This is a genomic window from Miniimonas sp. S16 (assembly GCF_057748195.1).
Genome location: NZ_CM173242.1, coordinates 1,664,924 through 1,678,558, shown reverse-complemented (window position 1 = coordinate 1,678,558; position 13,635 = coordinate 1,664,924). Strand labels below are relative to the sequence as shown.

The following is a 13,635-nucleotide window of genomic DNA, read 5'->3' as shown; positions in this document are numbered from 1 at the left end:
GGACCATGCCGGCGCGACCTGGCCACGGCTGCCCCGCAGTCGGCATCACGCTGGGCTGGTCGACCCCGCGCCGGCGACGGCGAGGCTCGTCACCGCGCCGGGCGTCGGCACGTCGTGCAGCACGTAGCGGGCGACGACGCCGGGCCCGTGCTCGACGACGATCCCCGTGCCCTCGGCCTTGGCGACCGCCTCGCGCTGCGTCCAGGCGCGCAGCGTCGCGACCTCGTGGCGGGTGGCGTCGGGCGGGACGGGTTCGGTGTCGACACCGAACGCCCGCGGCCGCGAGCTGTCGGTGGTGTTGCCGTCGACGGGGCCGCGCGCGGTGGGGGAGCAGGCGGCGACGACGAGCCCACCGGCGTGCGCCACGCTCACCTCGGGCGCGGGGAAGGTCGGGTGCGCCCGCAGGCCGGCGAGCGGCACCACGACCTGCGGCCGGCCGTGCTCGCGACCGCAGGCCGGGCACGTCGCCGTGATGACGACGGCGTCCGCTGCGCAACCCATCGCCTCGGCGGCGAGCACCCGGACCAGGTAGCGACCGAGCAGCGTCTCGTCGGCCGCGACGTCGGAGATCCCCTCGAGTCTGGCTCGCTCGGACGCGGTGAGCCAGGAGTATGCGCTCGAGCGGACCGGGTCGACGGCGGCGGTCGGCGCCCACACCACGGTGACGCCCGCGATCACGGCGCGGCCGGTGGGGGCCCAGCCGGCCACGCCCGCCGACTCCGTGACGCCGGCGCGGTTCGGCAGCTGTCCTTCCACGGCCGCAGCGTAGGCGTCGCGCGGCTGGGGGGTGGTGGGGCGCGGCGTGGGTGGACGCGGCGCTCGCGGTGTCCACGTGGGGCGCGGCGGCAGCGCGCAGGGTGCTGCGGCGTGGGCGCACCGGACGCGGCGGTCCGCAACCTTCGCCCGGTCGCTCACCCCGCACTGCCAGCTGCGATCGAATTACGACACACGAGTGACGCATCGGAATAGGTGCGGATGCCGTGCCGTAAATAGCCCGCCGAGTACCTCTATTAGGCCTCTGACCTGCGCAAAGGCATGCCTTACCAACGTTGCGATATTGCGGATGCCGGGTTTATGGTCATGCCAATTCCGACACGCGTCGGACGGAGGAGGAACACCATGTCCACGATCAACGAGATGCCCCACGTCGTCGAGTGCGCCGTGGCCGGCTGCTCCTACAACCACGACGGCTGTACCGCCTTCGCCGTCACCGTCGACCGCGACGCCGACTGCGCCACGTTCATCGACATCGGCACCCGCGGCGGCCTCGACCGCGTCGTCGCCCAGGTCGGCGCCTGCCAGCGCACAGACTGCATCCACAACGCGAACCTGGAGTGCACCGCGGAGGCCGTGCGCATCGGCCCCGGCGGCGGCACCGCCAACTGCCTCACCTACGCCAAGGCCTGAGTCCCGGAGCGAGGCCGAGCAAGGCACAGAGACCCCGCGCGGCAGCGCGCGGCTGCACCACCGTCCCCTCCTGCGCCGCTGGGAGGACGACAGCTGCGAGGCCCCCGGACCGATCGGTCCGGGGGCCTCGTGCTGTCTTCGGACGGCGACGTGTCTGCGACGGCGACGCGTCCGACATGTGAGACGACCCCGAAGGTCCCGATCGCCCCTCCCGCTGGCCGCTAGCGTCCTTCCCGTGACGAGCACCCAGCACCCGAGCGCAGCGGCGATGCCGCCCGCCGCGTGCTGCCCGCCGATGCCGGGGTGTATGCCCCGGCCCGGCCTCGCGTTCGTGCGGTAGTTCCCGCGAAGCGAGTCCGGGCGCCGCGACCCCCGACTCGTCCCCTCGCCGGAGCCTCCCGTGACCCTCGTCAGCACCCTTCCGTCCTCCGCGCCGCGTCCCGCGGCGCTCGCCGCCCCTGCGCCCGTGCCCGCTCTGTCGCCGGATCCGTCGACCGTCGAGATCGACGCCTCCGAGCCCTTCCATCGCGTCGTCGCCGCCGTCCAGGAGGCCGTGCGCGACGGCGTCGCGTCCGTCTGGCTGACGGGTCACGGCGCCGCTCCGGTCGCCGCACGCGTGCTGCGGCTGGTCCGCGACGTGCGGGTCGGCGCGGAGCTGGACCCCGCGGAGGTGGGCCTGGCGGAGGCGGCGAGCGACGCCGTCGTGCTTGCGGGGGTGGCCGGGGGACGCGCCCACGTGCTCGTGCGCGACCCGAGCGCGCGCGCTGCGCTGCGTGCGGCGGTGCGGCGCCTCGTGGCGCGCGGCCCCGTCGCGCTGCCGAGCCGGTTCGGCGGCGACGCGTGGTCCGCGACGGTGGCGCTCTCGTGGCCGGTCGAGGTCGTCGTGCACCCGCGCGTCGCGGCGGTCCTCGCCGCCTGAGCAGGACCGCACCGGCGCGGCGTCGGGGGGCAGGGGCAGGATGGGCGCATGAGCGCACAGCAGCCCCTGCGCTGGGGCATCCTCGGGCCGGGGCGGATCGCGACCAACGTGGCGAAGGACTTCCGGCACGTGGCCGACGGCGTGATCGCCGCCGTCGCGAGCCGCAGCCTCGAGCGAGCCCAGTCCTTCACCGCCGAGCACGCCCCCGACGCGACGGCGTACGGCTCCTACGGCGAGCTGCTCGCCGACCCGGACGTCGACGCCGTCTACCTCGCCACCCCGCACGCGCAGCACGCCGCACAGGCGATCGCGACGATCCGGGCGGGCAAGGCGGTGCTCGTCGAGAAGGCGTTCACCGCGACGTTCGGCGGCGCCGAGCGGGTGGTCGCCGAGGCCCGCGCGAGCGAGGTGTTCGCGATGGAGGCCGTCTGGACGAGGTTCCTGCCCGCCGTCGTGCGTGCCCGCGAGCTCATCGCCGACGGGGCGATCGGCGAGGTCCGCGCCGTCGCCGCCGACCTCGGCGTGCGCCGCGAGTTCCACCCCGACGACCGGCTGTTCGACCTCGCACTCGGCGGCGGGACGCTGCTCGACCTCGGCGTCTACGTGGTCAACGTCGCGCAGATGGTGCTCGGGGAGCCGCAGGAGGTGGTCGCGCGGGGATCGCTGCTGCCCACCGGGGTCGACGCCGAGGCCGGCCTGCTCGTCGACTTCGGCGAGGGCCGCACCGCCACGCTGCAGACGTCGTTCCGCGCGCCCACGCCCGGCGACGCCCGGATCTACGGCACGGACGGCTGGCTCGACCTGCCGCCGCGGTTCCACCACCCCGACCGCCTCGTGCTGCACCGGTACGGGCAGGACGCCGAGGAGATCGGCGCGCCGCACCGGGGCGCGGGCTACTCCTACGAGTTCGACGAGGTCGCGCGCTGCGTGCGCGCGGGACGCACCGAGTCCGCGGTCATGCCGCTCGCCGACACGCTCGCCGTGGCCCGGGTGCTCGGCTCCGCGGCCGAGCAGCTCGGCGTCGCGCTGACCGATGACCCGGACGCCGGCGTGGAGTCGGACTGACATGGTGCTGCCGCTGTCGCCGCCGATCGCGCCGATGCTCGCGCGGTCCGTCCCCGAGGTGCCCGACGCCGCCGCCGCGGGCGGGCCCTGGTCCTACGAGCCGAAGTGGGACGGGTTCCGCGCGATCGTGCTCGTGGACGCCGCGGCGGGCGCAGCCGGCAGCGCGTCCGACGGCGTGGAGATCCTCTCCCGCAGCGGCCGCTCCATCACGCGGTACTTCCCCGACGTCGTCGCCGCCGTCCGCGCCGAGCTCCCGGCACGCGTCGTGGTCGACGGCGAGATCGTGCTCGCGCGCGGTTCGCGCCTGGACTTCGAGCTGCTCGGGCAGCGCATCCACCCGGCCGCGTCACGCGTCCGGATGCTCGCGGAGCACGCCCCGGCGATGCTCGTCGTCTTCGACGTGCTCGCGCTGGGCGACGAGGCGCTCCTGGACCGTCCGCTGCGCGAGCGGCTCGACGTGCTCGACGGCCTGCGCCTCACCGGGCCGCGGGTGCACGCGACGCCGCGCACCACCGACGCCGACGTCGCGCGGCGCTGGTTCGCCGAGTTCGAGGGCGCGGGCCTGGACGGCGTGGTCGCCAAGCCGCTCGGGGAGCCCTACGCCCCGGGCAAGCGCACGATGCTCAAGATCAAGCACGCGCGCACCGCCGACGTCGTGCTCGCGGGCTACCGCGAGCACAAGGACTCCACCCCCGAGCGCCCGCTCGTGGGCTCGCTGCTGCTCGGGCTGTACGACGGCGAGCACAGCGGTGAGCACGACGGCGGCGGCAGTCGGTCCGACGGCGACGCGGGCGGCCCCCTGTGCTTCGTCGGGGTGTCGGCGTCGTTCCCGATGGCGCGACGTGCGGCGCTCGTCGAGGAGCTCGCCCCCCTCGTGGTCCACGCCGACGACGAGGCCGGTCTCGCGGCGCACCCCTGGGGCGACTGGGCCGACCCCGCCGCGCAGGCCGAGGGCCGCAGGCCGGGCGCGCAGTCGCGCTGGTCCGGCACGAAGGACCTGTCGTTCATCCCGCTGCGCCCGGAGCGCGTGCTCGAGGTGTCCTACGACCACATGGAGGGCAGCCGGTTCCGGCACACCACCCAGCTGCTGCGCTGGCGGCCCGACCGGGAGCCGTCCTCGTGCACCTACGCCCAGCTGGAGGAGGTCGTCGGGTACGACCTGGCCACTCTCCTGCCCGGCGGCCCGACCGCGGATCTGCCCGGCTGACCGTCCCCGGGCGTCGCCCGTGCCCGGCTCCGACACGTCCTCGCGACGGCCCGTGTCGCGGCGAAGGCCCGACCTCGGGCCCGGGATGGCGCGGGTTACGATTCACCGTGCGGTACCTGCAGGGGAGCGGCTTCGTGGTCGCGCGGGGGGGCGTGGTCGCCCTCCTGACTCCGCGCGCCCCCGAGGAGCTCGTCGCCGAGATCTGGGACCTCGCGGCCTCCGCCACCCGTCACACCGGCGTCCTCGGCGCGATTCTCGCCCGCGGCTTCGTCGCGGTCGGTGACTTCGCCGTTGCTGTCGCGCACGGTGACCAGCGCACGCTCGTCCTGCGCGGCGACGTCGGCGCCGTCGTGGGCGACGGCGAGGACATGGTCACGCTGACCGGTCGCGGGACCGACACCTGGCTCGAGCGGCAGGTCCCCGTGCACGCGACGGTGACGTTGTACGGCGGTTCGGCGCCGGCCGCGGGGGCCGGCCTGCCGCTCGTGGCGGGCGTCGTCCGCGCCCAGGGCGCGATGCTCGGACCGGCTGCCGGTGACGGCCCGACTCCGTCCGCGGCGGGGCGGGAGGCCGCCGAGGTGGCGTCCCTCGCGCCGGGGCACGGCTCGCCGTCGGTCTTCGCGCCGGGGCCCGGACCGCTGTCCACGCCCGCGCCGGTCCGCGTGCCGCACGCGCCGGCCGCCGCGTCCGATTCCGAGCTCGATGCGAGCCGTCGCCGGGAGCCGCAGGTCACGCCGGAGGCGGCGACCGACCCGTCACCCGCCGTCGCCCCTGCCGCGACCGGCGACGGCGACCTCGTCGACCGTGACCAGCACGGTCGGCCCGACCGCACAGGCGGGCGTCCGCCGGTCCCGCGACCGGACGGCCGGATCGCCGGCTCGTGGCGCAGCAAGCGGGCCGGCGCGCTGGACGGTGCGGCGACGGGCTCTGGAGCCGGCGCTGAGGCCGGCCCCGTGACGGGCCCCGAGGGCCGACGGTCGCAGCGGGCCCCGAGCACCGACGGGCTCCCCCTGGTCCTCACCGCCCAGGGTGCGGCAGGCGCCGCCGACGCCGCGGGCGCCATGCCGGGGACCCGGGTCGCGACGGCGGTGACCCGAGCCAAGCAGTCCGGGCAGCCCGAGCAGATCGGGCAGTCAGGGCAGGCTGGGCACCCCGCCTCGCCCTTCGCGGCGCCGGCGCCCGGCGCCGAGGAGGGCCCCGACGACGACACGCTGCTCGCCGCCGGCCTGCCCGCGCTCGCCTACGACCCGGCCTCGCTCGCGCCCCGCCAGTTCGCACTGCGCCTGGTGACCGGCGAGCGCGTCCCGCTGGACCGGTCGGTGCTCGTGGGCCGGGCGCCTCACCACGCCGCGACCGGTCCTGGCCGGACCCCGCCGCGCCTGCTCGTCGTGCCCAGCCCGAACGGCGACATCTCGCGCACCCACGCCCGGGTCGAGGTCGTCGACGGGAACGTCCTCGTGACCGACCTGGAGTCGACGAACGGCCTGCAGGTCAAGCACCGCTACCGCCCGCCCGTGCGCCCGCGCCCCGGCGTCCCGACCACCGTGGACGTCGGCAGCGTGATCGACCTCGGGGACGGGGTGCACCTGACCGTCGAGGTGCAGGCATGACGGCCCGCACGTCGGGCCCGCCGGCGATCGACGGGTACACCCCGATGGCGCTCGTGGGCCACGGCGGGCACGCCGACGTCTACACCTACCAGCAGCGCTCGCCCCGCCGCGTCGTCGCCGTCAAGGTCCTCGCCGCACCCGAGGGCGGGGCCGACACCGAGGCGCTCTCCGCCGCGCTCGAGGCCGAGGCCGACTACCTCGCCGAGCTCTCGCGCCACCCCTCGATCGTCACCGTGCACTCGGCCGGGGTCTCCGCCGACGGGCGGCCCTACATCGTCATGGAGTACTGCGCGCGGCCGGGCCTCGGCTCGGTGTACCGCCGCCAGCGACTCGGCGTGCCCGAGGTGCTGCGGATCGGCATCCGGCTCGCGTCGGCCGTGGAGACCGCGCACCGCGCGGGCGTGCTGCACCGCGACATCAAGCCCGCCAACGTGCTCGTGACCGACTTCGGCTGGCCCGCGCTCGCGGACTTCGGGATCGCCGGCGCCGTCGGGGCGGGCTCGGCCGCGGGCGTCTCCGTGCCCTGGGCGGCGCCCGAGGTGCTCGTGCGCGGCACCGCCGACGAGCGCTCGGACATCTACTCCCTCGGCGCGACGCTCTACGCCCTGCTCGCGCAGCGCTCGCCGTTCGAGGTGCCCGGCGCGGACAACGACCCGTACGAGCTCATGGCGCGCATCGAGCGCGGCAACCCGCCGCCGGTCGGCCGACCCGACGTGCCGCAGAGCCTCGAGTCGGTGCTGCACCGCGCGCTCGGCCCCGCGGCCGCGCGCTACCGCTCGGCCGCGGACCTCGGTCGTGCGCTGCAGCAGGTCGAGCTCGAGCTGTCGCTGCCCGTGACCGAGCTCGACCTGCCCGAGGTCCCCCAGCGCGGCGCCGCCTGGGTCGACCAGACCGGCACCTCGATCAACCCCGGCGAGGCGGCCCGGCAGGCCGGGCCGCTGCAGCCCTGGGACCCCACCCGGGTCCGGCCGATCGAGATCGCGGACGTCCCGGAGGCGGACCCGCGCGGAGGCCACGGCGACGGACGCGGCGCGGGGGAGGGCCGAAGCGCCCGGGTGATGCTCGCCGTCGTGCTCGTGCTGGTCGGCACCGTGGCCGCGGTGTGGCTGCTCTCCCGGCTGGGCTCCAGAGCCGACCCCACGCCCACGGCCCAGGCGACGTCCACGCTCGCGCTCGGCACCACCGCGCCGACGCCCACCGACCTCACGGCCACCCGGGTGCCCGGCGGCGTCGAGGTGACGTGGGTGAACCCCTCGCCGCGCACGGGCGACACCTACGCGTGGTCGCTCAGCGGCCCCGGCACCACCGGCGAGCGCACGATCGTCACGGAGCCGCGCGCCCTCGTGCCCGCCGAGGCGAGTGACCCGGTGTGCGTCGACGTCGTGATCGTGCGCGCGGACGGCGCCGCCTCGATGAACCCGGGGAACGTCTGTGTCCAGGACTGACGCCGCGCACGGGACGCCGGGACGCGGCCCGCTGGCCCGGTGGTGGGACGCCGTGCGCCCGCGGGGCGGCCGGTCGGGCGGCCGGGCCGACGCGGGGCGCGACGCCCGTGCGGGCCAGGGCCGGGGACGGGCCGGCAACCGTGGTCAGCACCGCGGTGGCAGCGGGCCTGTCGACCCGCGCGCCGCGCGGCGCACCGCGGCCGTGGCGGTGCCGGTGCTGCTCGCCGTCGGCGCGCTCGCCTACCCCGGCCTCACGACCACCCAGGTGCAGGTGGACGACGGCGGGGTGTGGGTCACGAACGGCAGCCGGCTCGTCCTCGGCCGGTACAACGTCACGATCGACTCCCTCACCGGCGGCCTGCTCGCCACCAGCCCGCGCCTGGACGTGCTGCAGCAGGGCACCGACGTGCTGCTCCTCGAGCCCGGTCGGATCAGCGTCGTGGACCCCACGATGGTCGTGACCACCTCGCGCGTCGACGTGCCGCCCGACGCCGAGGTCGACCTGCAGGACCGCACGGTCCTGGTCACCGACCCCTCCACCGGCAACGCGTGGCTGCGTCCGCTGGAGACGCTCGCGACGCTCCGGGTCGACGCCGACGAGCCCGACCTCACCGTCGGGCTCGGCGGCGCCGTGGCGCTCGGTGTCGACGGCGTGGCGCGCGGCCTCACGGCCGACGGCGAGGAGGTCGAGGCGCACGTCGACGGCGAGGAGGTCGTCACCAGCCACGTCCGGGACCGTGACCGGGCCCCCGGTGGGTCGTGGAGCACCGCGACCGTCGTGGGGGAGGACCTCGTCGCGACCGACGGCGCCGTGCTGTCCACGCCGGACGGCGCCGTCCCGGTGCCGGCGGCGGGCGTGCTCCAGCGCTCCGGCGACGCGGCCGACGTCGTCGCGCTCGCCACCCGCACGTCCCTCGTCCAGGTGGACCTCTCCGGCGGGGACGTCACCGAGACCCCGACCGGCGGCTCCGGCACGCCCGCCGTCCCGGTGCGGGTGGGTGCGTGCCTGCACGCGGCGTGGGCGTCCGCGACCGGGAGCTACGCCGTCGACTGCGGCGACGGACCCGCGGTGAGCGACCTGGACGGGATGGACCCGCAGGTCGCGCCCGTGTTCCGGGTCAACCGCGGTCGCGTCGTGCTCAACGACGCGACCGGCGGCTTCCTCTGGGTCCCGCAGGAGTCGTCCGAGCGGCGCGAGCCCGCGTGGGACACCGTGCTCGACTCCGACTCCGGGCAGGTGAACGAGGAGCAGGAGCAGGTCGTCACGAACGAGCGCACCGCCTGCACCGAGGAGGAGTCCGACCCGCTCGCGACCGCCGACCAGTTCGGCGTGCGGGCCGGCGCCACCGCGATCCTGCCGGTGCTGGACAACGACTCCTCGCGCGCGTGCGGCGTGCTCGCCGTCGCGAGCCTCACGGTGCTGCCCGAGGACTTCGGCACCGTCGTGCCCGTGTACGACGGCCGGGCCCTTCAGGTCACCCTCGCGCCCGGCGCGACCGGGCAGCAGACCTTCCGCTACACCGTGAGCGACGGCCGCGCCACGACCACGCCCGCCGAGGCGGAAGTCACCGTGACCGTCCGCGGGCCCGACGAGCAGGGCGCGCCCGTCCAGGTGCGCACCGAGACGCTCACCGTGGAGCAGGGCGGCGAGGCGCGCTACGACCTGCTCGGTGACCTCCTCGACCCGGACGGCGACGACCTGCAGCTCCTGAGCGCGACGTCCGACGGCGACGCGAACGTCTCGATCGACCCCGACGGTCTGCTCACGGTGCGCCCCCAGGGCTCGGCCCTCGGTCGCCAGACGGTGACCGCGATGGTCAGCGACGGCGCGACGCCCGTCGAGGCGACGCTCGCCGTCGACGTCGTCGCCGCCGCGTCCGCGCCCCCGCGCCTCGGCCCGGTGCACGCCGCCACCGTGGCGGGCACCCCAGTCACGCTCGACCCGCTCGGGGCCGTGCTGTCGCGCGGTGCCGAGCCCGCGCGGCTCGCGAGCGTGGGCACGACGGCGGGCCTCACCGTCGACGCCGACCTCGCCGCGGGCACGTTCACCGTGACGGCGCAGGCGCCCGGCAGCTACGTCGTGCCGTTCGTCGTGGTCTCCGCCGGCCAGGAGGCGCGCGGGCTCGCGCGGATCGACGTCGTCGCGCAGGAGGACGCGCCGTCGGCCCTCGTCGCGACCCGCGACGTGCTCTACCTGCCGGCCACCGGCGAGGGCACGCTCGACCCGCTCGCCAACGACGTGCTGCCACCCGGCGTCCCCGGTTTCGTCCTCGACGTCACCGGCCCGTCCGACGGCGTGGTCGAGGCCTCCGTGCACGACCACCAGCTCGTCACGGTGCGCCGGATGCGGTCCTTCGACAAGCCGGTCGAGCTCACCTACACCCTGACCGACGGGGTGACGGCGACGACGGGGACGATCGCCGTCGTGCCCCTCCCGGCGCCTGCCCAGGTCGGGCCGCCCGTGGTCGACGACACCGCCGCGGACGTGCGCACCGGCGGCGTGGTCACGCTGCGCGTGCTCGACGGCGCCCGCGACCCCGACGGGGAGGCGCTCAGTCTCGTGCCGCAGATCGTCGAGCAGCCGGCGGCGGGCACGCTCTACGTGACGGGCGACGTCGTGCGCTACCAGGCGCCGGAGGAGCCCGGCACCTACCAGGGCAAGGTCGAGGTCGTCGACGCGAGCGGCAACCGGGTCGGTGCGCGCGTGCAGCTCTCGGTGCACGGGGCGGACGCCGACGCCAAGGCGCCCGCGCGTCCGCGCGACCTCGAGGTGCGGGTGTTCGCGGGCGAGAGCGTGCGCATCGACGTGCCGCTCGTGGGGATTGACGAGGACGGCGACGGCGTGATGCTGCAGGGTCCGGCGACGGCGCCGACGCTCGGGCGGATTACCGACGTCGGCAGCACCTGGCTGGAGTACGAGGCGCTGCCGGGGGAGACGGGCACCGACACGTTCCAGTACGCCGTCGAGGACTGGACCGGGCAGCGCGCCCGGGCGCAGATCCGGGTGGCCGTGGTGCCGCGGCCCGACCCGACGAACACCGTCACGGCCGTCGACGACCTCGTCTCGCTCCGCCCGGGCCAGACCGTGCGGGTCCCGGTGCTCGAGAACGACTCCGACGCCTCGGGCGAGGCGCTCGTCCTGGGCGACGCCCTCGAGCCGGACGGGGACGGGATCACCGCGACGGTCCAGGACGGGGCGATCGACGTCGTCGCCGGCTCGGCCGAGGGGGTGGTCAACGTCCTGTACACCGTCACCACCGCGACCGGTGGCTTCGCGCAGGCGCTGCTCGTCGTCGAGGTCCGTGCTGACGCGGCGCTCCTGCCGCCGGTCGCGGCCGACGTCGTGGTGCGACCCGCGGACACCATCGGCCTCACTGAGGCGGACGTCGACGTGCTGAGCGTGGCCCGCAACCCCTCCGGCCCCGTCTCGGATCTCACCGTGTCGCTCCCGGCCGGGTACGACGGCGTCGCGCGGGTCGCCGGGAACGGCGACGTCGTCGTCACGCTGGGCCCGACGACGCGCACCGTGCCGTACCTGCTCACCAGCGCGAGCGCTCCGGACACCGCCGGCATCGCGTTCATCACGGTGCCCGCGCTCGGCGACTTCCCGCCGGTGCTGCGCTCGCGGGCGCCGGCGCTGTCGGTGGTGTCGGGGGAGACGCTGACGTTCGACCTGTCCGACCAGGTCCGCGTCGCGCCCGGCAAGGAGCCGCAGGTCGCCGACTCCACGACGGTGCAGGCCACCCGCGCCGAGCCGGGCGCGGCGCTGGTCGTCGACGCCGACACCCTCACGTTCACGCCCCAGGCGGGCTACGCGGGTCCGGCGTCCGTATCGGCCGAGGTCGCGGACGGACCGCTGGACGATCCCACCACCCGCGTCTCGCTCCTCACGTTCCCCGTCACGGTGCTCGCGGCCGAGGCCTACCCGCCCACGTTCACCGCGACGACGCTCGAGGTGGGTGCCGGCGACGCGGCCGTCTCCGTCGACCTGCTCAACCTGACCTCCTCCGTCGCCGACGGCACGGGGACGCCGCAGCGCTACTCCTACGCGCTCGACGGCGAGACCCCGCTGGGCTTCGACGTCACCCTCACCGGGTCGCGCCTCACCGCCTCGGCCGCCGCCGACGCGCCGGTCGGCACGCGCGGCTCGGTCGGGCTGGCCGTCTCCTACGGCGGCAGCGAGCCCGTGCTGGCCCGGGTCGAGCTGCGGGTGGTGCCGACGCGGCATCCGCTGCCGCGCGTCCTGGACCGGTCCGTCCCGGACGCCCGGGCGGGCCAGTCGCGCTCGGTCGACGTGCTCGCCGGCGCCTACAACCCCTTCCCCGAGACCCCGCTGCGCCTGGTCGGCGCGACCCTCGTCGCCGGGAGCGGCGACGTGGCCACGAGCGGGGAGTCCGTCGTCGTGACCCCCGAGGCCGGCCGCGCGCAGGTGATGACGATCCGCTTCCAGGCGATGGACGCGACGGGGGACGCGGCCCGGATCGCCGAGGGGACGCTCACGGTCACGGTGGTCGGCCCGCCCGACCCGCCGCCGGCTCCGAGCGCGGTGCCCGGCGACACGGTCGTGGACCTCACGTGGTCGCCGCCGGCCATGAACGGCTCGCCGATCTACGAGTACCAGGTCACCACGCAGCCGGGCGGGACCGTCACCGCCTGCCCCAGCACGGTCTGCCAGATCACCGGGCTCGTCAACAACACCGACTACACCTTCACCGTGATCGCGCTCAACGAGGTCGGCGCGTCCCCGCCGGGGGCGCCGTCCGCCCCGGTGCGCCCCGACGTCATCCCGGACGCGCCCGCGTCGGTTCAGGTGGTGCGGGGCGACGGCGCGCTGACCGTGAGCTGGGCCGCCGCCGTCACGCGCGGGTCGCCGGTGAGCTCCTACGTGGTCCAGCTCGAGCCCGGCGGCATCCGCGTCGAGGTGGCCGGCACCCTGCTCTCGCGCACGATCGACGGACTCGCCAACGGCACCGAGTACACCGCCACCGTGCAGGCCGTGAACGCCAAGGGCCCCGGGCCGGTGAGCGCGCCCGCTCGCGGGATCCCGGCCGGCGTGCCGCTCCCGCCCGGCCTGCCGACGGTGCCGAACGAGTACCGCCCGGACGGCAGCACGGCGCTCCAGGCGTCGTGGCCGGCCGCGAACGGCAACGGCGACGCGGTCACGCTCTACGAGGTGGAGGTCACCGGACCCGGGGGCACGCAGAACGCGACGGCGGCCTCGACGTCGTGGTCGATGGCCGGCGCCCAGCTCGGAGCGACCTACCAGATCCGGGTGCGCGCCCAGAACGGTGTGGGCTGGTCGGCGTGGGGTCCGCCGGCGACGGCGCGCGTGTGGACGGCGCCCGGCGCGCCCGGCGGCGTGCGGCTCGACGTCGGCGGCGGCGCCGAGCCCGGCCAGGGGTCGGTCACCGTCTCGTGGACCCCGCCCGGCGACGCCGGTGGCCAGGGCATCACGGTGGACCGCTACCGGCTCGACTGGGTCCAGTCGGGCGTCGCGCGCAGCACGGAGGTGGCCGGGACCTCGTACACGATCGGCTCCCTCGCGGGCGGGACGCAGGTCACCGCGTCGGTGACGGCGATCAGCTCGGTCGGTGCCACCGGGCCCGCGGCGAGCGCCGGCCCCGTCACGGCCGTGACCCGGCCGCAGGTCTACGAGCTGCGGGCGGAGCTCGGCTCGAACGGCCGGGTCACCGCGACCTGGCGGGTCAACGACGGCGGGTCGGGGATCACGGGGACCGAGGTGCGCCTCGACGGCGACCGCGGCGTCGTCGGCGTCGGGGACCTCACGTGGACCTCGCTGCTGCCGCTCACGCCCGGTGACCACGTGGTGCGCGTCGTCGTCGAGAACGCCCAGGGCGCCTCGGCGCCGGCCGAGGTCACCGTGCGCGTGCCGGAGCCGACGCCCGAGGCGACCCCGACCGCGAGTGCGACACCATGAGCACGCGCGGCCGGCGACCGCCGACCCAGCCCGCAGCACACGCA

General features: G+C 76.3%; 8 protein-coding genes. 7 read left to right on the top strand and 1 reads right to left on the bottom strand.

Annotated features, from left to right (window positions below):
- Nucleotides 1-45: 45 nt before the first annotated feature.
- Nucleotides 46-756 carry a 4'-phosphopantetheinyl transferase family protein gene (locus tag AC3AQ1_RS07245; RefSeq protein WP_108718436.1) on the bottom strand — a complete coding sequence of 237 codons (711 nt, stop codon included), beginning with the start codon at nt 754-756 and terminating at the stop codon, nt 46-48.
- A 363-nt stretch (nt 757-1,119) separates the two neighbouring features.
- Between AC3AQ1_RS07245 and AC3AQ1_RS07240 the strand changes: the two genes are divergently transcribed.
- The 7 genes from AC3AQ1_RS07240 (at nt 1,120) to AC3AQ1_RS07210 (ending at nt 13,591) form a co-directional block, all read left to right on the top strand.
- On the top strand, nt 1,120-1,407 hold the full coding sequence (locus AC3AQ1_RS07240) for a DUF1540 domain-containing protein (RefSeq protein ID WP_108718435.1): 288 nt from the start codon (nt 1,120-1,122) through the stop codon (nt 1,405-1,407).
- Nucleotides 1,408-1,807: 400 nt separating this feature from the next.
- Nucleotides 1,808-2,326 carry a hypothetical protein gene (locus tag AC3AQ1_RS07235; protein ID WP_108718434.1) on the top strand — a complete coding sequence of 173 codons (519 nt, stop codon included), beginning with the start codon at nt 1,808-1,810 and terminating at the stop codon, nt 2,324-2,326.
- Between the two features lie 48 nt (nt 2,327-2,374).
- Nucleotides 2,375-3,391 (top strand): Gfo/Idh/MocA family protein, encoded by a 1,017-nt coding sequence (locus AC3AQ1_RS07230; RefSeq protein WP_108718433.1) that lies wholly within the window; start codon nt 2,375-2,377, stop codon nt 3,389-3,391.
- 1 nt (nt 3,392) lies between these two features.
- Nucleotides 3,393-4,598: an ATP-dependent DNA ligase gene (locus AC3AQ1_RS07225; RefSeq protein WP_108718432.1), complete on the top strand. Its 1,206-nt coding sequence runs from the start codon at nt 3,393-3,395 to the stop codon at nt 4,596-4,598.
- Between the two features lie 107 nt (nt 4,599-4,705).
- Nucleotides 4,706-6,208 (top strand): FHA domain-containing protein, encoded by a 1,503-nt coding sequence (locus AC3AQ1_RS07220; protein WP_108718431.1) that lies wholly within the window; start codon nt 4,706-4,708, stop codon nt 6,206-6,208.
- Nucleotides 6,205-7,653, top strand: a complete 1,449-nt coding sequence (locus tag AC3AQ1_RS07215; RefSeq protein ID WP_108718430.1) for a serine/threonine-protein kinase — start codon at nt 6,205-6,207, stop codon at nt 7,651-7,653. Before AC3AQ1_RS07220 ends, AC3AQ1_RS07215 begins: the two co-directional genes overlap by 4 nt.
- Nucleotides 7,640-13,591: a fibronectin type III domain-containing protein gene (locus AC3AQ1_RS07210; protein ID WP_139986236.1), complete on the top strand. Its 5,952-nt coding sequence runs from the start codon at nt 7,640-7,642 to the stop codon at nt 13,589-13,591. Before AC3AQ1_RS07215 ends, AC3AQ1_RS07210 begins: the two co-directional genes overlap by 14 nt.
- Nucleotides 13,592-13,635 lie beyond the last annotated feature (44 nt).

Coding starts and splice junctions, on each gene's coding strand:
- AC3AQ1_RS07240 (WP_108718435.1), top strand. CDS start 1,120: ATGTCCACGATCAACGAGATGCCCCACGTCGTCGAGTGCGCCGTGGCC.
- AC3AQ1_RS07230 (WP_108718433.1), top strand. CDS start 2,375: ATGAGCGCACAGCAGCCCCTGCGCTGGGGCATCCTCGGGCCGGGGCGG.
- AC3AQ1_RS07225 (WP_108718432.1), top strand. CDS start 3,393: ATGGTGCTGCCGCTGTCGCCGCCGATCGCGCCGATGCTCGCGCGGTCC.
- AC3AQ1_RS07215 (WP_108718430.1), top strand. CDS start 6,205: ATGACGGCCCGCACGTCGGGCCCGCCGGCGATCGACGGGTACACCCCG.